General features: G+C 57.9%; 19 protein-coding genes. 6 read left to right on the top strand and 13 right to left on the bottom strand.

All coding sequences use genetic code 11. From position 1 onward, the window contains the following. Positions 1-62 precede the first annotated feature (62 nt). Together ACR3E2_RS01095 and ACR3E2_RS01090 are read right to left on the bottom strand one after the other, a co-directional pair. Positions 63-2,108 carry an ATP-binding protein gene (locus ACR3E2_RS01095; protein WP_480481954.1) on the bottom strand — a complete coding sequence of 682 codons (2,046 nt, stop codon included), beginning with the start codon at positions 2,106-2,108 and terminating at the stop codon, positions 63-65. A gap of 116 nt (positions 2,109-2,224) precedes the next feature. Then, a complete protein-coding gene (locus ACR3E2_RS01090) occupies positions 2,225-2,428 on the bottom strand; it encodes a hypothetical protein (protein ID WP_209504584.1) in 204 nt (67 codons plus the stop codon). A gap of 650 nt (positions 2,429-3,078) precedes the next feature. Here ACR3E2_RS01090 and ACR3E2_RS01085 point away from each other — a divergent pair. Continuing rightward, complete coding sequence (locus ACR3E2_RS01085; RefSeq protein WP_480481956.1) at positions 3,079-4,230, top strand: DcaP family trimeric outer membrane transporter; 1,152 nt, start codon at positions 3,079-3,081, stop codon at positions 4,228-4,230. An 86-nt stretch (positions 4,231-4,316) separates the two neighbouring features. Here the strand turns inward: ACR3E2_RS01085 and ACR3E2_RS01080 are convergent, their stop codons facing one another. The 3 genes from ACR3E2_RS01080 to ACR3E2_RS01070 form a co-directional block, all read right to left on the bottom strand. After that, the gene (locus ACR3E2_RS01080) at positions 4,317-4,670 is read right to left on the bottom strand and encodes a hypothetical protein (RefSeq protein ID WP_480481958.1); all 354 of its coding nucleotides are present in this window, start codon (positions 4,668-4,670) and stop codon (positions 4,317-4,319) included. A gap of 133 nt (positions 4,671-4,803) precedes the next feature. Beyond that, on the bottom strand, positions 4,804-5,289 hold the full coding sequence (locus tag ACR3E2_RS01075; RefSeq protein WP_480492651.1) for a DUF6497 family protein: 486 nt from the start codon (positions 5,287-5,289) through the stop codon (positions 4,804-4,806). A gap of 113 nt (positions 5,290-5,402) precedes the next feature. Further along, complete coding sequence (locus ACR3E2_RS01070; RefSeq protein WP_209597857.1) at positions 5,403-6,935, bottom strand: acyl-CoA carboxylase subunit beta; 1,533 nt, start codon at positions 6,933-6,935, stop codon at positions 5,403-5,405. A 183-nt stretch (positions 6,936-7,118) separates the two neighbouring features. Between ACR3E2_RS01070 and ACR3E2_RS01065 the strand changes: the two genes are divergently transcribed. Together ACR3E2_RS01065 and ACR3E2_RS01060 are read left to right on the top strand one after the other, a co-directional pair. Continuing rightward, the gene (locus ACR3E2_RS01065; RefSeq protein WP_480481960.1) at positions 7,119-8,324 is read left to right on the top strand and encodes a multidrug effflux MFS transporter; all 1,206 of its coding nucleotides are present in this window, start codon (positions 7,119-7,121) and stop codon (positions 8,322-8,324) included. Positions 8,325-8,387: 63 nt separating this feature from the next. Further along, complete coding sequence (locus ACR3E2_RS01060; protein WP_209504590.1) at positions 8,388-9,788, top strand: helix-turn-helix domain-containing protein; 1,401 nt, start codon at positions 8,388-8,390, stop codon at positions 9,786-9,788. Positions 9,789-9,862: 74 nt separating this feature from the next. On the opposite strand, the gene ACR3E2_RS01055 is transcribed toward ACR3E2_RS01060, so the two are convergent. The 6 genes from ACR3E2_RS01055 to ACR3E2_RS01030 all read right to left on the bottom strand — a co-directional run bounded on the left by ACR3E2_RS01055 (position 9,863) and on the right by ACR3E2_RS01030 (position 15,788). Continuing rightward, complete coding sequence (locus ACR3E2_RS01055; RefSeq protein ID WP_480481962.1) at positions 9,863-10,102, bottom strand: HP1242/YdcH family protein; 240 nt, start codon at positions 10,100-10,102, stop codon at positions 9,863-9,865. A 251-nt stretch (positions 10,103-10,353) separates the two neighbouring features. Next, positions 10,354-12,012 carry a choline dehydrogenase gene (gene betA / locus ACR3E2_RS01050; RefSeq protein ID WP_480481964.1) on the bottom strand — a complete coding sequence of 553 codons (1,659 nt, stop codon included), beginning with the start codon at positions 12,010-12,012 and terminating at the stop codon, positions 10,354-10,356. Positions 12,013-12,078: 66 nt separating this feature from the next. After that, positions 12,079-13,587: a choline-sulfatase gene (betC, locus tag ACR3E2_RS01045; RefSeq protein ID WP_480481966.1), complete on the bottom strand. Its 1,509-nt coding sequence runs from the start codon at positions 13,585-13,587 to the stop codon at positions 12,079-12,081. Further along, positions 13,584-14,156 (bottom strand): choline-binding transcriptional repressor BetI, encoded by a 573-nt coding sequence (gene betI / locus ACR3E2_RS01040; RefSeq protein WP_480475817.1) that lies wholly within the window; start codon positions 14,154-14,156, stop codon positions 13,584-13,586. The genes betC and betI overlap by 4 nt, the downstream gene beginning before the upstream one ends. An 83-nt stretch (positions 14,157-14,239) precedes the next feature. Continuing rightward, complete coding sequence (locus tag ACR3E2_RS01035) at positions 14,240-15,148, bottom strand: DMT family transporter (RefSeq protein ID WP_480481968.1); 909 nt, start codon at positions 15,146-15,148, stop codon at positions 14,240-14,242. A 40-nt stretch (positions 15,149-15,188) separates the two neighbouring features. Beyond that, complete coding sequence (locus ACR3E2_RS01030) at positions 15,189-15,788, bottom strand: LysE/ArgO family amino acid transporter (RefSeq protein WP_480475813.1); 600 nt, start codon at positions 15,786-15,788, stop codon at positions 15,189-15,191. A gap of 87 nt (positions 15,789-15,875) precedes the next feature. On the opposite strand from ACR3E2_RS01030, the gene ACR3E2_RS01025 reads away from it, so the two are divergent. Together ACR3E2_RS01025 and ACR3E2_RS01020 are read left to right on the top strand one after the other, a co-directional pair. Beyond that, a complete protein-coding gene (locus ACR3E2_RS01025; RefSeq protein WP_480481970.1) occupies positions 15,876-16,769 on the top strand; it encodes a LysR family transcriptional regulator ArgP in 894 nt (297 codons plus the stop codon). Positions 16,770-16,796: 27 nt separating this feature from the next. Beyond that, complete coding sequence (locus tag ACR3E2_RS01020) at positions 16,797-17,486, top strand: nitroreductase family protein (protein WP_480481972.1); 690 nt, start codon at positions 16,797-16,799, stop codon at positions 17,484-17,486. Positions 17,487-17,532: 46 nt separating this feature from the next. Here ACR3E2_RS01020 and ACR3E2_RS01015 read toward each other — a convergent pair whose 3' ends face one another. Together ACR3E2_RS01015 and ACR3E2_RS01010 are read right to left on the bottom strand one after the other, a co-directional pair. After that, positions 17,533-18,792: a permease gene (locus tag ACR3E2_RS01015; protein WP_480481974.1), complete on the bottom strand. Its 1,260-nt coding sequence runs from the start codon at positions 18,790-18,792 to the stop codon at positions 17,533-17,535. 144 nt (positions 18,793-18,936) lie between these two features. Beyond that, positions 18,937-19,677, bottom strand: coding sequence for a YebC/PmpR family DNA-binding transcriptional regulator (locus ACR3E2_RS01010; RefSeq protein WP_480481976.1), 741 nt, complete (start codon positions 19,675-19,677; stop codon positions 18,937-18,939). Positions 19,678-19,787: 110 nt separating this feature from the next. Between ACR3E2_RS01010 and ACR3E2_RS01005 the strand changes: the two genes are divergently transcribed. Beyond that, positions 19,788-21,560 (top strand): SLC13 family permease, encoded by a 1,773-nt coding sequence (locus ACR3E2_RS01005; RefSeq protein WP_480481978.1) that lies wholly within the window; start codon positions 19,788-19,790, stop codon positions 21,558-21,560. Positions 21,561-21,573: the final 13 nt, after the last annotated feature.

Genomic DNA, 21,573 nt, shown 5'->3' with positions numbered 1-21,573 from the left:
TCCAAAGGCCCCGGTGCGATGCGCCGGGAACTTTGGATTGTATGTCGAAAGCGCCAACATGGTCACTCGAACTCGATGATCACGTCGTCCACAGCAAGGCTGTCACCGGGACCTGCATTGACCTTGGCGACCACGCCCCTCTTTTCAGCGCGCAGGATGTTTTCCATCTTCATCGCCTCAATTGTGCATAGTGCCTGACCTTCTTGCACTTCCTGCCCCACTTCGACGTCAATCTTCACGACAAGGCCGGGCATCGGACAGAGCAGCAATTTCGAGGTATCTGGTGGCAGTTTTTCCGGCATCAGCTTGGCCAGTTCCGCCTGCCGTGGGCGGCGCACATGTACTTTCAAGTCCGCGCCGCGGTTGCGAACGCGGAAACCGCCCGAGACCTTGCCGATTTTCAGAACCAGCGGGCTGCCATCCACGTCCAGAACCGCAAGTTGATCGCCCGGCGTCCAGTCCGACGCGACACGCAGGGACGATCCGTCGTCAAACTTGACCGTTGACCCCTCTTTGTCGGCATTGACCTGCACGGCGAAATCCTGCCCCTGCAATGTCACAACCCAGCGCTTGCCTACTTTGCGTTCGTGATTGTCCATCCGGCCCGACACGCGGGTGCGCCGGATTTCGGCGACGCGGTGCATCGCGGCGCAGGATGCAGCAATCCGGCGCAGATCCACTTCGGGCAACGTTACGCCCTCGAACCCGTCTGGATATTCTTCAGCGATAAAGGCCGTTGTCATGTCACCGCTTACAAACTTCGGATGATCCATCACTGCCGACAGGAACGGCAGGTTGTGACCGATGCCTTCCACTTCGAAACTGTCCAACGCCACGCGCATCGCCTCGATTGCTTTTTCGCGGGTCGGCGCCCAAGTGCAGAGCTTGGCGATCATCGGGTCGTAATACATGCTGATCTCGCCGCCCTCGTAGACGCCGGTATCGTTGCGCACGGCGGTTTCACCATCGGGTGCTTCACCCTGCCATTTGCCGTTGACCAGCAACGGACCAGCCGAAGTTTCCTGCGGCGGGCGATACCGGGTCAGCCGACCGATCGACGGCAGGAAGTTGCGATACGGGTCTTCCGCATACAGACGGTTTTCAATCGCCCAGCCGGTCAGGGTCACGTCATCCTGCGTTATCGATAGCTTTTCACCCGCTGCGACACGGATCATCTGCTCGACCAGATCGACGCCGGTGATCAGTTCCGTAACAGGATGTTCCACTTGCAGGCGCGTATTCATTTCGAGGAAGTAGAAGTTCTTGTTTCCGTCCACGATGAACTCGACCGTACCTGCACTTGCGTAGTTCACGGCCTTGGCCAGAGCGACAGCCTGTTCACCCATCGCCTTGCGGGTTTCAGGATCAAGGAAGGGTGACGGTGCCTCTTCCACCACTTTCTGGTTCCGGCGCTGGATCGAGCATTCACGCTCGCCCAGGTAGATGCCATTTCCGTGACTGTCGCACAGAACCTGAATTTCGATATGGCGCGGTTGGGTTACGAATTTTTCGATGAAGATCCGGTCATCTCCGAACGAGTTTGCGGCTTCGTTCTTGGACGACTGAAAGCCTTCGCGCGCCTCTTCATCGCTCCACGCGATGCGCATACCCTTGCCACCACCACCGGCGCTGGCCTTGATCATGACCGGATAACCGATGTCGTTCGAGATCTTGACCGCCTCGTCCGCGTCCTCGATCAGCCCCATGTAACCCGGAACGGTCGAAACTCCGGCCTCCTGTGCGATCTTCTTCGAAGTAATCTTGTCGCCCATGCTTTCGATTGCACCGACAGGGGGCCCAACAAAGGCAACACCTTCGGCCTCGAGCGCTTCGGCGAACTTCGAGTTCTCCGACAGGAAGCCATAGCCGGGATGAACCGCCTGCGCACCGCTTTGACGGATGGCATCCATGACCTTGTCGATCACAATGTAGGACTGGTTCGCCGGGGGCGGACCGATATGCACGGCTTGGTCGGCCATCGACACATGCAGCGCGTTCTTGTCCGCGTCCGAATAAATGGCAACGGTGCCGATACCCATCTTGCGGGCGGTCTTGATGACCCGGCAGGCGATCTCGCCCCGGTTGGCGATCAGGATCTTATTGAACATGAAACGTCCTTTGGCTTGGTGTTCCGGAAACGCAAAACGCCGCCGCAGGGTACGATCCCCACGACGGCGTGATGCGCAATGATGGCTGAGGCGCCAGGCGCCCCGAAGGATATGCGTTAGTTACAGTTGTTCTGTGTCTTGCAGTACAGCACGTTGCCCGCTGCGCCGACGGCCGCGCCAAACAGCGGGTCGGCATTGAGGACCGCGGCCCCCACAGCCCCGGCACCACCGCCGAGGAGTGCCTGTTCGCCCGTGGTGTCACCGCACGCGGCCAGACCCGCACAGGTCGCCGCAACAAGGATGAGTTTCGAGAATCGCATTGTGTCTGCCCTTTTAGGTTTCTTGGTTCGTTTGGGATCAGATGCGCGAAATGGGGCCTGTTATTCAATATCAATGCAATTGCAGGCAGGTTTTGTGCAGGTTTTCGCTTCTCTTTGGCCGTGGAAGCCAAAAAGAAAAACGCGGACAGGTCTATGTGGGGAACACAAGCCTGCCCGCGCAAGGAAGGGGTACGGAATAGTAGGTGCATGTGCGGCGCAGGCAAAGTAGAGCCGCACGGCCCATTCAGTTTGCACGGCACAATCTGTTGAGCAAACACAGTATTGTTTCCCTGGGACAACTCGGCTGGTTTCTGCCCAAGCCACAACATGGCGCGCAACATCGTGCCGACAGCATTCAAGTGAATTACCAGCACGAAAGCCCCGTTCACCGTCACAGTTTCGTTACAAAATGGGTCGCTTCCGATGCTTTCTGCGGTTGCAGCATCACGAATCGCCGCCACTCCACCGGCGAAGGAATTACGGCGCAACAGCGCGTTAGATGACAGGTTCAAGACGCTGTGATTCAAGAAGTCGAAAAAGGCACATTTTATTGAGAAATCAGATGGTTCTATTCTCTTTCTCGTGATTTCCAAAGATTTCTGCTGCGTGAAACGGTCCTTGGGCACACTCGCACTCAAAGGAACACCCACATGACTATGACTAGAAAAAAGGCACTCCTGCTCGCTGCCTCTGCGCTCAGTGTGACCGGCACGTTTGCTGTTGCCCAGGACGCCCAGACCCAGGCCGAACTCGACGCTTTGCGCGCCCGGGTCGAGGCGCTGGAAGCCGACAAAAGCGGCCCCGCCAACGGAGATTTCCGCATCGGCAACACCGTTTTGGACGTTTACGGATACGTGAAGGCCGATTTCTTCTATGACTTCGACTACGATCAGGGGGATACGGCGTTCGTGAATGTTATCGGTGAACCCTCGGCCGCAACCGACGGCACCTTCGGGGCAACCGTTCGCCAATCTCGGATCGGATTGCGTACCACCACCCCAAGCGGGATCGGTGACATTGGCGGACAGCTTGAGCTTGACCTGTTCGGTTCCGGCGGCACGGCTGAATTGCGCATTCGCCATGCCAACATCACCATCGGCGATCAGTTCCTGATTGGTCAGTACTGGACCAACTTCCAACCATTGGACACCTACCCGACCACTGTCGAATTCAACGGCCCCGTGGGTATCGCATTCGCTCGTGTCCCACAGCTGAGATACACCGGACAGCTTGGCAGCAATGCACAGTTTGCGGTCTCGATCGAAGAGAACGTCAGCGGGTCGAATTCCGATGATCCCGTCCTGACGGCCTCGGCGGAATATAACGACGGTACGTACATTGCCCGTGGTGCCGTTTTGTACGGTAAAGCCAATTCCGGCAATGTCGAAGTGGATCAAACCGGCTTTACGCTTTCCGGCGGCATTCGCCCCTGGCAAGGCGGGTTGTTCCAAGTCAACTACGTCACAGGTGAGGCGCTTGGCCCGTACCTGATCGGTCTCGGCGATGCCATCGTCGGTGGGCAGGCCAACGATGTGGATGGCTACACCGTGGAATTCAGGCAGGACATCGGTGCAAAATGGAATGTCGGCATTGCTTACGGTCGTGAAGACTATGATCTGCCGACCTCGACCGGCACGCTGTCCTTCACCGAACTGGAAACCATCCATGTCAACGCGTTCTACAAGGCGACAGACAGTCTGACGCTCAGCGCCGAATACATCTATGGCGAGAGGAACGACGCGCCCACCGGCAGAACCTTTGATGGCAGCCGCGTTCAGCTTGCGGCCCAGTTGAACTTCTGAGACCACACATACATCCTGCCCGGTTTCGGGCAGGATCTTCCCGAAACCGGCAGGGATTGGATTATGTGCGGCTGCGAGTGTCACAATCAGTCCATCCCGTCGATGATGTCCGGGAAGGATGCGCGCGCAGCGTTTACGTCGATAACGAGCAAGGCATCATAACTGGCCGGATCAAAGGGATCTTCTGCCGCGATGACTTCGCGCCCGAACAGCCAGCTCAAACGCCCCGCATCCAGATTGCCCCGTTCGAACGGCTGGTCACCGAAATGGGCCCAAAGAGCCTCCATGAACGCAATATCAGCGCGCCTGTCCGCAGGTTTACGATCCCGAAACCGCTCGCGCTGCGTTAACGGTGTAACGCCCTTTGGGTTGGCGCGACGGATGGTGAACTGAAAGTCGGTGCCTGAAAGGCGACCGGGAAAACCACGATGCTTCAGCATGAAAGGCCCCCCTGTGTCATACTTGCAGACAAAAGCAATTCGAGCCCGAAAAAGGATGGGGTCATGATGCGCACCTCCAAAGCCGCACAGTTGGTCTGAGATGCTTTGTACTCATGGCGTCTTGCGGTCATGGTCAAAGCCCCTCCCAGATACACCGGGACTGCTCCAGCCGGTAGGCCTCAAAAAACTGGGTCGCATCAGGGGCGGCATCGCCAAACTCTACCGGGCGATCGGACAAAGAGATCACGACCCGCGCCGGATGCAATTCATGCTGAGCGACATATGGAATGGCCAGAATCTGGCACAGGTGCTCCATATCCTTCGACGCCACATCATACCCAATCCGCCCTACTGACGCGCCTATTCTGGGCGCGATAAAGCGAAAGCGCAGCCAAAGCTCGCCAGGGTTGTTGTCCAGCAGGACATCGCTCAGTTGCACTGGCTGGCCCGACGGAACCGGCAACAACGTATCGGAGTCTGCAAAAGCAGGATGGCTGAAGGCGAGAGCAACCAGACAAATGGCGCGACCCCGGACCCACCAGCGGCGAGCTCCTCCTTCCGGGGTCGCGCGCGCAGTACGATTAGTCTGCGCGGTTCTATGTCTGACGGGTCGGATCATTCAACTATTTGCCGGTTTTTGTCAATTCCGCCTCAATTTGAGGGGGTTTCAGCCTCGGAACCGCTGTGACGGTCAAAGATTGAGCGGGGCGGGCCATCCCGCCCCTAGATGGATCACAGCGGGATATTGTCGTGCTTTTTCCACGGGTTCTTCAGCTGTTTGCCGCGCAAGCTGGCAAATGCCCGGGATACACGACGGCGGGTCGAATGCGGCATGATCACCTCATCGATGAAGCCGCGCTCGGCTGCCACGAAGGGATTTGCAAATCGGTCTTCGTAATCCTTGGTATGCGATGCGATCTTGTCGGCATCCCCCAGATCGGCGCGATGAATGATCTCGGTCGCCCCTTTGGCCCCCATGACCGCAATTTCGGCGGTGGGCCAGGCATAGTTGAAATCACCGCGCAAATGCTTGGAGGCCATAACGTCGTAAGCACCGCCATAAGCCTTTCGGGTAATCACCGTCACCTTCGGCACAGTTGCCTCACCATAGGCAAAGAGCAACTTGGCCCCATGCTTGATGACACCGCCATATTCCTGGCTTGTTCCCGGCAGGAAGCCAGGAACGTCGACCAGTGTCAGGATCGGGATTTCGAAGCAGTCACAGAAGCGCACAAAGCGCGCAGCCTTGCGCGACGAGTCGATATCCAGACACCCGGCCAGCACCATCGGCTGGTTTGCGACGACGCCTACGGTCTGACCTTCCAGCCGGATGAACCCGGTAATGATGTTCTTGGCAAAATCTTCCTGAATTTCATAGAAATCGCCCTCGTCCGCCACTTTGGCGATGAGTTCCTTCATGTCGTAGGGCGTGTTCGGATTCTCTGGCACAAGAGTGTCCAGCGAAGCCTCGATCCGGCCGGGTTCGTCAAAGAACGGGCGCACGGGCGGCTTTTCGCGGTTGTTGAGGGGCAGGAAGTCCACCAGGCGCCGCACCTCGGCCAAAGCTTCGACGTCGTTTTCGAACGCGCCATCAGCGACTGAGGATTTCTTGGTATGGGTCGAGGCCCCCCCCAGTTCCTCGGCAGTCACCACTTCGTTGGTTACGGTCTTCACCACATCCGGGCCGGTCACGAACATGTAAGAGGTGTCTTTGACCATGAAGATAAAGTCGGTCATCGCCGGGCTGTACACCGCACCACCCGCGCAGGGCCCCATGATTACGCTGATCTGCGGCACCACACCCGATGCCATGATGTTGCGCTGGAACACTTCGGCATAACCCGCCAGCGAAGCCACACCTTCCTGGATGCGCGCGCCGCCCGAATCGTTGATTCCGATCACCGGGGCACCGTTCTGGACCGCCATGTCCATAATCTTGCAGATCTTCTGAGCATGGGTTTCCGACAGCGATCCGCCAAAGACGGTAAAATCCTGGCTGAACACATAAACCATGCGCCCGTTGATCGTGCCCCAACCGGTGACAACACCGTCACCCGCAGGCTTTTGTTTTTCCATCCCGAAATCGGTGCAGCGGTGGCTGACAAACATGTCAAACTCTTCAAAGCTGCCCTCGTCCAACAGCAGTTCGATCCGTTCACGCGCGGTCAGTTTGCCGCGTGCGTGCTGGGCATCGATCCGTTTCTGCCCACCGCCCAGACGCGCGTTATCGCGGCGGCCTTCCAGTTCGGAAAGAATGTCTTTCATGACGACTATCCCCTTATAAATTTGACGGGACCCTACCTGTTTGGGCCGCTCATCCAAAGCTATTTTCGGCAAATTTGCAAAATTTCAGCAACAGTAATTTGGATAATTGCAAAACTGCGAATTCTCGCAGGCAATTTTGCGAATGGCTGGCATTCCGTAAATCCACGGCTATACATGTGAACCATGCAGTTCAGCTCTGACGCGGTCCACCGCACACCACCCACATTGGCGACGCTTGTTTTACTCTCGGGCCTGTCCGCCCTGAGCATGAACCTGTTTCTGCCCAGCCTGCCAAACATGGCCGAGTATTTCGAAACCGATTACAAGGTCATGCAGCTGTCGATTGCGCTTTATCTGCTGATCAATGCCATTCTGCAAATTCTTATAGGTCCAATTGCGGATCAGGCAGGACGCAGACCAGTTTTACTGTGGGGCCTTGGCCTGTTCCTGATGGCGACCCTTGGGTGCATCTTCGCCCCCAATGCCACGGTTTTTCTGGCGTTCAGGATGTGTCAGGCGGTAGTGGTCGTCGGTATGGTTCTCAGCCGCGCAGCGGTGCGGGATATGTACGATCAGGACCAAGCTGCCTCAATGATCGGTTATGTAACGATGGGCATGGCCGTGGTTCCGATGATTGGCCCTGCCATCGGCGGCTTACTGGAAGTGAGCTTTGGTTGGAAAGCGAATTTCTGGCTGCCCTTTGCCGTAGGTCTGCTGACTATGGCACTGACCTATTCGGACTTTGGGGAAACATCGGCAAAAAGTGGCAAAACGCTTGTCCAGCAATTCAAGGAATACCCCGAACTTCTGACCTCGCCACGGTTCTGGGGATATTCACTGGCTTGTGCCTTCTCATCGGGTTCGTTTTTCGCCTATCTCGGCGGCGCACCTTTCATCGGCACCGAATTGTTCGGGTTGAGCGCGGCACAGGTTGGCATTTATTTTGGCGCACCTGCGGTTGGGTATTTTGTTGGCAATTTCATGAGCGGGCGTTTTTCAGTGCGGTTCGGTGTGAACCGCATGGTGCTATGGGGAAGCCTGCTCAATGCGTTTGGCGTCGCTGTGTCGGCATTGCTGTTTCTGGCCGACCGTGGAACCGCACTCAGTTTCTTTGGGTTCATGACATTTGTGGGCGTCGGCAATGGCATGGTCATCCCCAACGCAACCTCGGGCGCGCTATCAGTGCGCCCTCGACTGGCTGCAACCGCCTCGGGCCTGAGTGGCGCCATTATGTTAGGTGGCGGCGCCGGGCTGAGCGCGCTGGCAGGTGCCCTGCTGACACGTGAAACCGGCGCGATGCCGCTGCTTTGGCTGATGCTGGCAACAGGCGTTCTGGCAATCGTCGCAATTTCAACTGTCGTACGAAGAGAACGGCAATTGGGGCTGTAATCGCTTGCCCCAATGACTTTGCAAAGTTAACCTCGGAAATTGGAAAACTTGCAAAGGCACCCAATGGCCACCCAAAAGCTCTATGCCGGCGCGAAACTGCGCGAAATGCGAACGCGCCTGACCCTGACGCAGCGTGAATTTGCCGCCAAACTGGGCGTTTCACTGCCCTATCTGAACCAGATGGAAAACAACAACCGGCCGATCTCGACCACGGTTGTGCTGGCTCTGGCGCAGGAGTTCGGAATGGATGTTACCGAACTCAGCACCGGCGACAGCGAACGTCTTGTTTCAGACATGCGCGAGGCGCTGGCCGATCCAGTTTTTGCCGACATACAGCCCCCTCTGGCCGATCTGCGCCTGACCGCATCCAACGCCCCCGCCCTGGCGCGCGCGTTTATCGAATTGCACAAAACCTACCGGCAGACACATGAACGCCTTGCCTCGCTGGACGAGGCTTTGGGGCGCGAAGATGCGCGTATTCAGGCCAGCCCTTGGGAAGAAGTGCGCGATTTCTTCCATTATTGCGACAACTACATCGACGCCGTGGACAGGGCAGCGGAACTGTTTGCCAACCGCGCCGACGGCCCCGGCGGTATCCGGCAAGCCGCCCTGAGCAGCCTTTCAGAACGCGGAATTCAGGTGGTTTTTTCAGATATGGGCCCCTTGCGCGCTTATGATGTCGACAGCAAAATTTTGCGCCTGTCCTCCCGTGCAGCGCCGCAGACGCAGGTGTTCCAGCTTCTGTTACAGGTCGCGCTGATCAGTCAGGACCAGTTGCTGGAGGCGACGCTGGATTTCGCCAAGTTCCAAAGTGACGAAGCCCGCGCCATCGCCAAGATCGGTCTTGCCAACTATTTCGCTGGGGCCTCTCTGATGCCTTATACCGCGTTTTTGACTGCTGCTCAGGAAGAGCGTCACGATCTGGAGCTGCTCAGCAACCGGTTCGGGGCGTCGGTCGAGCAGGTTGCACATCGGCTGTCGACACTACAGCGTCCCGGCGCCAAGGGCATCCCGTTCTTCTTCGTCCGGGTTGATCAGGCGGGGACGATCACCAAGCGACACTCGGCCACACGCCTTCAATTTGCACGCTTTGGTGGGGCTTGCCCGCTTTGGAACGTGCATCGGGCCTTTGAAACGCCCGGGCATTTCCTGCGGCAGCTGGCGGAAACACCAGATGGCGTTCGCTATATCTCGCTGGCACGGGATGTTTCAAAATCGGGCGGCTCTTTCGGTGCGCCCGTCAGACGGTACGCCATTGCGTTGGGGTGCGAGGTCCGCCATGCCCCGGCGCTTGTTTATGCTGATAACCTCGACATCAACAATGCCAGCGCTTACGAGCCCATTGGAATTTCCTGCCGCATCTGCGAGCGGCAAACCTGTCACCAGCGTTCGGTTCCGCCGCTGGAACGCCGTCTGAGCATCGACACCCATATTCGCGGCACCCTGCCCTATGAAGTGACCTGATCTTAGTCTGGCGACTAAGCCCTATCAGCGTCACGTCTCTGGGCACGACGGGGGCATAGCCCCCGCCAATGAATTTAAGTCTTGGACAGGATCGCCCAGATCTCATCCTTCAGCGCCGCGCGTTTTTTGCGCAGGTCAACCTCGGCCAGTTCCTCCATGGGTTCGACATTGGTCTCGGCGCGGTGCACTTCGCGGTTGACCTCATGATATTCATCGGCCAGCCGGGCGAAATGCGCATCCGACTGCTTGAGCTGGCTCATCAGTTCAACTTTGTCCGGAAACTCTTCGGCCAGTTCATGCGGGGTGTGAGACATCTCTGTTCGCTCCTTCATATGTCGTTGCAAACCAGTGATAGAAGCGTGACCGGGCTTTCGCTTTGACCGGGATCAACTACCCGCAACAATCCCGCGAATTTCAATAAAGCGCCACGCGCATCCTGCCGTGCAGAGGGCAAGTTGTGCTGAAACGTGGCTCAACCTTATCTGGACAAGAACGCTGAACCTTTTCCTAACATGCCCCCGGCAAGCGCTGAATAGCGTATTCAACCGGGAGCAGTTAAGTATCATTATCGCTGCGCGGTTGCCCAGCCGGGGTGGATCCACGGGCGATCATTGGCCTTGGGTAACGGGTCTTTGCCCAGCAGAGAATCCGATACTTTCTCGCCCACCATGATCGAGGGCGCGTTGAGATTGCCGTTGGTGATCTGCGGGAAAATCGAACTGTCCGCGACGCGCAGCCCGTCCACGCCGATGACGCGACCCTCGGGATCGACCACCGCACCTTTGTCATCCGCACGCCCCATCCGGCAGGTGCCACAGGGGTGATAGGCGCTTTCAGCATGTTCCGCGATAAAGGCGTTCAGCTCTTCATCGGTTTGCACAGCGGCACCCGGCTGAATTTCCTTGCCCGCATAGGGTTTGAAAGCGTTTTGTCCAAAGATTTCGCGGGTCAGCCGGATACAGGTGCGGAAGTCTTCCCAATCCTCTTCATGGCTCATGTAGTTGAACTTGATCACCGGCGCGTCTGCGGCTTGCGCAGATCGCAATGTGACCGCCCCGCGTGACGGGGACCGCATCGGGCCGACATGCGCCTGGAACCCGTGCCCCTCTGCCGCCGCCTGTCCGTCATAGCGAACTGCGATCGGCAGGAAGTGGTACTGAATGTCAGGATACTCCACACCCGGCTTAGACCGGATGAATGCCGCGCTTTCAAACTGGTTCGATGCGCCCAAACCTGTCTTGGTAAACAGCCATTGCGCCCCGATCAGACCCTTGCTGAACAGGTTCCAGTGCTTGTAGAGCGTAATCGGCTGTAGCGAAGCCTGTTGAATATACAGCTCCAGATGATCCTGAAGGTTCGCACCCACCCCCGGACGATCCGCAACGACGTTGATCCCATGTTCCGCCAGATGTGCGCCCGGGCCGATACCAGACAGCATAAGCAGTTTGGGCGAGTTGATCGAGGACGCAGCCAGAACGACCTCGCGCCGGGCCTTGATGATCTCTTTCTTGCCGCCACGGATCAATTCCACACCAGTGGCGCGACCGCTTTCCATAACAACCCGAGACGCAAGACCCCGCACGATATCACAATTGTCGCGTTTGAGCGCGGGCTTCAGATAGGCATTTGCCGCCGACCAGCGCCGCCCTTTCCAGACGGTCTGCTCCATCGGGCCAAAGCCTTCCTGCTTTTCTCCGTTATAGTCGCCGGTGACCTCGTATCCCGCCTGCTGGCCTGCATCGACAAAGGCCTGAAACAGTGGGTTTGCGCGGGGACCGCGCGACACGTGCAATGGGCCGTCAGTGCCGCGCCAGGCCGGATCGCCCCCATGGCCGCCGTCATGCCATGTCTCCATGCGTTTGTAATAGGGCAGCACATCCGCATAGGACCAACCGTCAGCCCCCATCTCGGCCCAGGTGTCGAAATCGCGTGCGTGACCGCGCACATAGACCATGCCGTTGATCGACGACGACCCGCCGATCACCTTGCCGCGCGGGCAGGCCAGACGGCGGTTGTTCAGATGCGGTTCGGGCTCGGACTGATATCCCCAGTCATAGCGCGACATGTTCATCGGATAGCTGAGCGCGGCAGGCATCTGGATAAACGGCCCCATGTCGGTGCCACCGTGCTCGATCACAAGGACCGAGGCCCCACCTTCGCTCAGACGATATGCCATTGCGCAGCCTGCGGACCCTGCGCCAACGATGACAAAATCTGCTTCCATATTCACAACTCCTCGCCCGCCGGGTATGACGCCTCCGGCGGGAGTATTTTTAAAAAGATGAAGAGGTTACTCGCCGCGTGGGAACCGGGCGTTTTCCTCGACGATGTTCAGATCCATATGATTGCGCATGTAGCGTTCGGACGCCTTTTGCAGCGGCTGATAATCCCATGGGTAATATCCGCCTTGCCGCAGTGCCTCGTACACGACCCAGCGTCGCGCCTGACTGGCACGGACATCCGCGTCGAAGCGCTCCAAATCCCAGCGGGTCTCGGACTTTGCGCGCAGGGTTTGCAGCGTGCCCGCATGTTCGGGGCTGTCTGCCAGATTGGTCAGTTCATGCGGGTCTGCCTCGAGATCAAACAATTGATCCGGGTCCAGCGCGCATCGATTGTATTTCCACTTGCCATAGCGCAGCGACACCAGCGGCGCATACGATGCCTCGGCCGCGTATTCCATGGCCACAGGTGCGGTTCGTTCCGCGCCTTGCGCCAGCGGCACCAGGTTTTCACCGTCCGTCCATGGGGCGATCTCGGCCATGTCAACACCTGCCAGAGCCCCGAGTGTGGGTGTGACATCGATGGTGGAAACTGGCGTATCGATCCGCCCGGCAGGCAAGTCCGGGGATGAAATCATCAAAGGAACGCGCGCCGAGCCTTCGTAGAAGTTCATTTTGAACCAAAGGCCACGTTCGCCCAGCATGTCACCGTGATCCGAGACGAACAGGATGATCGCCTCTTGCCGTGTCGTTTCGAGCACTTCGAGGATTTCACCGATCTTGTCGTCCAGATAGGAAATATTGGCGAAATAGGCGCGGCGCGACTTTCGGATATCTTCTTGGGTGATGTCGAAGCTACGCCAGTCGTTGGCATCGAAGATCCGCTTGGCGTGAGGATCCTGGTTGTCATAGCCGATATCAGCGATTTCGGGCAGCAGATGCGCGCAATCCTCGTAAAGGTCCCAGTATTTGCGACGGGCGACATAGGGATCATGCGGATGGGTGAAGCTGACCGTCACGCACCATGGGCGGTCATCCTTGCCGCGCGCAAGGTCATACAGTTTGGCCTTGGCGTTATAGGCGACCTCGTCATCATACTCCATCTGGTTGGAAATCTCGGCAACACCCGCGCCGGTCACCGATCCCATGTTGTGATACCACCAGTCGATCCGCTCGCCCGGTTTGCGGTAATCCGGTGTCCAGCCAAAATCGGCCGGGTAGATATCAGTTGTCAGGCGATCCTCAAACCCGTGCATCTGGTCCGGGCCGACAAAGTGCATTTTGCCTGACAGACAGGTGTAATAGCCGGCCCTGCGCAAATGGTGTGCGTAAGTTGGGATATCGCTGCGGAACTCAGCCGCGTTGTCGTAGACGCCGGTGCGTGAGGGTAATTGACCGGACATGAAGCTGGCCCGCCCCGGCGCGCAAAGCGGCGACGCAGTATAAGCGTTGGCAAAGCGGGTCGACCGTTCGGCCAGTTTCTTCAGGTTCGGAGCATGAAGCCAGTCAGCGGGACCGTCGGGAAAGAGGGTTCCGTTCAGCTGATCCACCATCAGGATCAGAATGTTTGGTTTTGTCATTTTTCAGCCTCGAGCAGAGTATCGAGCACGCGCATAGCGTGGTTCACGGCCAGTTGCGGTTCTTCCGGGGCGCTGAGTGCTGCGCGAATATAGAGCCCGTCAATCAGGGCAATCATATTCTCGGCAGCCTCAACCGGATCCAGCATCCTTGGACGCAGGGCATGAACCAGATTCGATCTGATGCGCGCCTGATAGATCTGCCACAATCGCAGCGCGTCACTGTTGGTCTGCGCCAACACATAAAACGTCATCCAGGCGGCAGTCACGTCAGGTGTGAAACACGAAGGGGCAAAACAGGCGTGGATAATCGCCTCTGCCCGATTGCCCGGTTTGGCCGCTTTCAACTGGGCCCTGGCTTCGTCGCTGAAGTCGGCGAGGATCTGACGCATTGCGGCCAGAAATATCTGATCCTTTCCGCCAAAATAATGGTGTGCCAATGCGCTGGACATGCCCGCGCGTTTGGCAATCTGGCTTACGGTTACATCCAGGGATTTCTTGACACCCAGTTCAGCAATCGTCGCTCGAACAATCGCGTCCTTGCGGATCGGCTCCATTCCAACTTTTGGCATCGCTTTCCCCATACAGGTGTCATGCGACCAAGCTAGGATGTTTTTATTGACTCGTCAATCAATGTAAACACTGAGATGTCTTGTTACAGCTTCGGCGCAATACTGGGAGGCGTCAAGTCCCGCCGGTTCAACATGAACTCGCGCCATGAGATGAAGCTTACAGCGCCCAGTATCAGGGTTCCGCCAGCCACAACCCAAAGGTCGACGCTTTCGTGGAAGATTGCTGCACCCACAAGCGTGGCCCAGATCAACTGCAGGAAAGTGACGGGTTGTGTGACGGCCACAGGCGCGGCCTGCAACGCCAATGTCATGAAGTAATGACCTGCGGTCGCAAAGCTGGCCACCAGAAACAGAACCCCGAGTTCTTGCATACTGGGCCGGGTCCAGACGGCAACCGCAAAGGGGATCAAGGCTATGGTTACCCAGATGGACAGATGCGCCACAACAACCGAAGGTGGAACGTCGCGGACAAGAAGCTTGGCCAGCAAATAGGACCCGCTTAGCATCAGGGCCGTTCCGAGCATGGCAAGGTGACCTTGTGAGACTTCGCGAAACCCGGGGCGCAGGATGACCAGCACGCCCACCAAAGCGACCAGAATCGCGGCGACCCTGCGAAAAGCCAACTTCTCACCCAGAAACAGGGCTGCACCCAAGGTGACATAAACCGGCGTCATGTAGTTCATCGCAGTGACTTCGGCCAAGGGAATTTGTGTCATGGCGAAGAACCAAAGCATGACAGCAATCGCGTGTACTACACCGCGCAAACCGAACAGCGTCAGCAGGCGGGGTGTCAGCCGGGTCGCCATGATCGACCGCAAGGCCGGTAACAGAAACACCAATCCCAGCGCATAACGCAGGAATGCGGCCTGGACCGGATTCATCGTCGTGCCCAGAGATTTGACCAATGCGGTCATCACAACAAAGGACAGCCCGGCGGCAAACATCCAGAACATAGCGGCAAGCGGGCGCGACGAAACGGCAAGCGATGTCATGGCTTAGGTTGAACACCGAAACCCTGCCGGGAACAACCCTTCACATGACAACAAGTTTCAGTGCGATACCCAGCATTACGACACCGATCACTGCATCCAGCACCTGCCAGGCGCGCGGGCGCGCAAACACCGGAGACAGAACACCTGCGCCGTATCCAAGTGAAAAGAAGAAGGCAAAGCTGGACGTGACCGCCCCGATGGCAAATCCGACCCGGTCATCATACTGTGCCGAGATGGAACCGATCAGAACCACTGTATCCAGATAGACATGCGGGTTCAGCCAGGTGAAGGCGAGAACGGTAAGCATTGCGGTTTTAAGGCTGGTTCGCGGGCCGTTGCCCGTTTCCATTACCGCGCCACCCCGCAGGGCAGACCCGAAACTGCGCAGCCCATACCACGTCAGAAAAGCGGCCCCGCCAAATCGCAGTACAGGTTCAAACCAGGGGGCTGAATGCGCCAGAGTCCCGAACCCTGTGACGCCTGCAACAATCAAAACCGCGTCAGACATTGAGCAGGTCAGGCACAGAAGAAACACATGTTCACGCCGCAACCCCTGTCGGAGAATAAAGGCGTTCTGTGCCCCGATGGCGAGGATCAGACTGAAACCCAGCGCGAAACCGGCGATCATGGACGTGGGCATGGGACCTCCTGCTATTGCAAGACGTTGACTAAGATCGTCGGTGCGATCTATCAAATTAAAGATGTTATCCCGAGTTAAGCCTGACTAATGTTGCTGGATCCTCTTCACCTGTCCGCTTTGTCTGCCATTCTGCGTCATGGCAGCTTTGATGCGGCTGCGGCAGAGCTGGCGGTGACGCCCTCGGCGATATCCCAGCGGATCAGGGCGCTTGAGGATCGGATTGGAGCCACCCTGATACATCGGAGCACCCCTTGCACCGGAACGCCCGCCGGGCTGCGCATCGCCCGTTACGCGGAAGATGTCGGACTGCTTGAGGCACAGCTGGTTCGAGAGCTTACGCTGGAGCAGGAATCAAGGTCCGCCCGCGTCCGCATTGCCGTACCGGCAGACAGTCTGGCCACCTGGTTTGTTGATGCGATGGCGCAGGTGCCTGACATGCTGTTCGATCTGGTGATCGACGATCAGGATCACTCCGCAGACTGGCTGCGGCGGGGCGAGGTAAGCGCCGCCGTCACCGTTGGCGGCCAGACAGTGACCGGGTGCGACGCGATCCCATTGGGCGTGTTGCGGTACCTGCCAACGGCCAGCCCGGAATTCATCAACACCTGGTTTCGGGACAAAGTGACCGAGGCAGAACTGGGCAAGGCACCCTGCCTGGTTTTCAACCAAAAGGACGGGCTGCAAAGGGCATGGATTGTTCAGCACACTGGCAAACGCCTTTCCCCCCCGTCTCATTTCCTGCCTTCTTCACACGGATTTGTGGACGCGGCGATTGCCGGGCTTGGGTGGGGCATGAACCCCGCGGCTCTGGTGCGGGAGGTTCTGAAACAAGGGCTGTTGCGCCCCATCGTGCCCGATGCACCGCTGGATGTCGCGCTGAGCTGGCAGGTTGGGCGTGTTCTTGCGCCCGCACTCAAACCTCTGACCCAGGCTGTCAAACGTGCATCAGAACGGATTTTGCTTCCGCCTCAAAGCAGCTAAACAGACACGACATTTTCGGAGGGACCGATGTTCTCACGTGACGCTCTTGGCTATGACCCGATTCCCCTGCCGGACCGATGCGACATCAGCGATGCAGACATGCTGGGCGCGGCGCAGGCATTTTACGAAAAGATGCGTCAGCGTCACACTGTCCGGGACTTCAGCCCCCGCCCCGTTGGCCGTGAGGTAATCGAATCCAGCCTGCGCACCGCGGGCACCGCCCCGTCGGGCGCCAATCACCAACCCTGGCATTTTGCTGCCATCTCGGATCCTGCCCTGAAACACCGCATCCGGGAAGAAGCCGAAGAAGAAGAACGCCAGTTCTACGCAGGTGGCGCCGGGGATGAATGGATCAAGGCACTGGAGCCTATCGGAACCAACGCTGTAAAAGAACATCTGACAATCGCCCCTTGGCTGATCGTGGTATTTGCCCAGCGCTGGGGGCAATTCGAGGATGGAACGCGGTACAAGAACTACTACGTCCCGGAGAGTGTAAACATTGCCACCGGCTTTCTGATTGCCGCGCTGCATCACGCGGGCCTTAGCACTCTGACCCACACCCCGAATCCGATGCGGTTTCTGAACGACGCGCTGGACCGGCCCGCGTCCGAAAAACCAACCATGATCATCGCGGTGGGGCATCCGTCAGAAGGAGCGACTGTGCCTGCTGTGGCAAAACTCAAGAAACCCCTGGAAGAGATTTCATCCTTCTTCTGAGGCCGTCGCAACGGTGGCCGAAAACTCAATTCGTGGGCTGTACTGGCTATTTCTGTTCCGGTTGCATCATGCGGTAGCAGTTTACACAGGACGCCAGACTGGCGACGACGATGAATGCGACGGCCATTGCGACCTCGTGCATATGGGCGACAGCGGCAAGGCCCGCAGACAACAACACCGCGGTTAAACGCGCGAACGCCTTGACCGCCGCCGATCCCCGCACCCGCTGCTCTTTGGGTGCCACATCCAGAAAATAGAGTTTACGCGCACTGCTGATCCCGGTCACCGCAACGGTGACAATGAACAGCGCAATTGCATGCAAGTGAACCTGATGGTCGATGCCCAAATAGTGGAACACCAAAAGGACACAGCCTGTTGCGGCGACCATCAATGTCCCGACCACCATGACAGCACGATGGGATTTCATGTTGATGGTTTGCCACAGAGGGCCCGAAACAAGATACCCCGAAGCGGAAGAAACGATCATCGCGGTCAATCCCTGTGTCGAGCTGTGATGCGCTTCGGCTGCGATGAGCGCGAAGAACGGAACAGACAGCGACACAGCAACCAAGGGCAGACGCATGATCATATACCGCCGGAACCACTGGTATTCGAACATGTCCAGAATACCCTTGATATTCGCCTTAATCGAAATGCCCCTTTCGGACTTCTGCGGCGTCGTCGGTGCACCCTCACGCACGGTTTCCGTCATCGCCAGCATGAACAGACCCGACAGAAGGAAGAATAAAACCGAAACGCCAATCATGACTGAATGGCGCGAAAAGGGTGGATTATCCTTGGTGATCTGATGCACCAGCAACGCAAGGCCAATGGCACATAGCCCCCCGGCACCAAGTTGCAGGTATTGCATGACCATGCGCGAACGCGCCTGAACGTGGTCCCCGAGCAGATCCGTAAGCATCAGGGTCTGCACTTCGCTGACAAGCCCGATCACCAGAAATACAGACAGGAAAACCGCCGCGATCAATGGGACAGCCCCGGTTGCGGCCGCAGCGATTGCCAGAACCAGACAGGCGCCAATGACCGCTTCGGTCAGCGCAATTGCACGTTTCTTCTTGCTTCTTGCCGCAACGGGTTGCGCTAAAAAGAAGTCCGCAATTAAACAACCGACCATCCGCACCGACACCAGCGCCCCCGCCACAAACATCGGCAACTCGAAGGAAACGGCTAAAAACGGCAAAACAACCGACGGGCTGCCGAGCGTCCACGCGACCTGAGACAGGATACTTTGCCCGGCCAGGACGGGCACGTTGCGCTTGGTCTGATCGGAAGTTTCGGATGTCATTCGTACTGTGTCTTCGTGTTTTAGTATTTCCCGCACTTTCAGCCTAAGCGCATCGACTGTTTCAGCCAATAATTCAATAAAACCATCAAAAACCAAAAAACCCGGCCGTTGCGACCGGGTTTCAATGAGCTGGTATGGGTCAGCTTAAAGCTGCGCCATGACCTCATCGGTGGCTTCGAAGTTGGTCGTGACACGCTGCACATCGTCATCGTCTTCCAGCGCATCGACCAGCTTCATCAACTTTTGCATGTCCTCAAGGCCCAGTTCCGTCGTTGTGGTCGGTTTCCAGACCAACTTGGTGGATTCCGATTCTCCAAGCGCGGTTTCCAATGCAGAGGAGACATCGTTCAGATCAGTATCCGCGCACCAGATGATGTGACCGTCTTCCGAGCTTTCGACGTCTTCGGCTCCGGCCTCGATGGCGGCCTCAAAAATCGTGTCGGCATCACCAGCATCTGCCGGGTAAATGACCTCACCCTTGCGGTCAAACATGAACCCAACCGAGCCGGTCTCGCCCAGATTGCCACCGTTCTTCGAGAACGTGGAACGAACGGTCGATGCGGTCCGGTTGCGGTTGTCGGTCATGGTTTCGACAATTACCGCAACACCATTGGGCCCATAGCCCTCATAGCGGATTTCTTCGTAATCGTCGCCTTCACCCGCTTGGGATTTCTTGATCGCGCGGTCGATCACGTCCTTGGGGACCGAGTTCGACTTGGCTTCTTTCACCGCCAGACGCAGGCGCGGGTTCTTGTCGGGATCGGGGTCGCCCATCTTGGCGGCCACGGTGATCTCTTTCGACAGTTTGGAAAACAGTTTGGACCGCGCGGCGTCCTGACGCCCCTTGCGGTGCTGGATGTTGGCCCATTTGGAGTGGCCTGCCATAGTGCGTCCTCGTCATCATGTTTGCGTGTTCGGCGCTCATATAGACGTTTGCGGGGGGCAGGATCAAGAGAGCGGCTTGCGACGACCTCACCGCCTTGTATGGTGACGGCATGACGACAGATCAGATCATACTTTTTGCCCTTTTCATCACTGTCTTCGGAATGCTGCTTTGGGGTCGGTTTCGATACGATCTTGTGGCTTTTGCCGCGCTTATGATCGGCGTCGTTCTGGGTGTTGTGCCGGTGGGTGGCGCCTTTGCGGGCTTTGGCCACCCGGCGACAATTATCGTCGCGCTGGTGCTTGTGGTCTCTGCCGGTTTGGTCAGGTCGGGTGCGGTCTTTCTGATCACCCGCACTCTGGTTGATGCGTCACGGGGGCTGGGCGCGCATATCGCCCTGATGGGCGGGATCAGTGCGATTCTGTCGGCCTTCATGAACAATGTCGCGGCGCTTGCCCTGCTGATGCCCGTGGATATTCAGACCGCGCGCAAAGCGGGTCGGCCCCCGGGTCTGTCCCTGATGCCCCTGAGCTTTGCCACCATTCTGGGGGGCATGGTCACCCTGATCGGCACCCCGCCGAATATCATCATCGCCTCGATCCGGCAGGAAACACTGGGTGAGCCGTTTCACATGTTCGATTTTGCCCCTGTTGGTGGAATAGCAGCGATTGCCGGTCTGGCATTTGTCGCGCTGATCGGATGGCGATTGATCCCCAATCGCGGCGTGCAACAAGAAACATCCGAGGTACTGGCCGAATACATTGCCGAACTGACGATCCCGCCGGGCTCTGCCCATATCGGCAAACGGGTCAGCGAGCTTTATGAAACGGCCGAAAAATCCGACGTGGCTATCATCGGCCTGATCCGGGATGGGAAACGGCGATATGGTCGGTCAACCCATGCCACATTGAACGATGGCGACGCGTTGGTGCTGGAAGCACGCCCCGAAGCACTGGACGAATTCCGTTCTGCGCTGAAACTGGATTTCTCGGACACACGACGGCAAGAGCTGCTGACTGCCGAGGGCGAAGGTCTGGAAGTAATCGAAGTGGTCGTTCCCGAAAGCGCGCGCATAAGCGGCCGTACTGCGCAGGGTATCGGGTTGGCCTGGCGCCAAAGTACCGTCCTGATGGGCATCTCGCGTCAGGGTCGTCAGATCACCGAACAGGTTCGCAAGACCGAGGTTCAACCGGGAGACATCCTGCTGCTGCTTTGCCCTCGTGATCGCAGCGCTGATGTGACCGATTGGCTGGGGTGTCTGCCACTGGCCGAACGCGGATTGAACGTGACGGCAAACGACAAGGCCTGGCTGGCCATCGGTCTGTTTGCCGCTGCCGTCTTTGCGGCCAGTGTTGGGTTGATTTACCTTCCAGTCGCATTGGGGCTTGTCGTCATTGCCTATGTGCTTACCAAAGTCATGCCAATCACGGAGATCTATAACCACATCGAATGGCCCGTTGTCGTGCTGCTGGGTTCGATGATCCCACTGGGCAGCGCTTTGGAAACATCCGGCGGCACCGAGCTGATTGCCAATGCGCTGATCCAGCTGACTAACGGTCTGCCTGCATGGGCGATCCTGACGGTACTGATGGTCGTGACGATGACCTTGTCGGATGTACTGAACAACACCGCCACCGCCATCGTCGCGGCACCGGTGGGCATCCAGATGGCCCAAACGCTCGGGGTGTCGCCCGACCCTTTCCTGATGACCGTTGCCGTTGCGGCTTCGGCTGCGTTCCTGACGCCTATCGGTCACAAGAACAACACGCTGGTTCTGGGCCCCGGCGGCTATCATTTTGGCGACTACTGGCGCATGGGCCTGCCGCTGGAGGCTCTGATCATCGCGGTTTCCGTCCCCGCCATCCTTGTCTTTTGGCCGCTGTGACGGGTAAAGGCTG

Source organism: Ruegeria sp. AL7, assembly GCF_056536105.1.
Note: the sequence above shows the minus strand (reverse complement) of the source record. Positions and strands in the feature narration are given on the sequence as shown.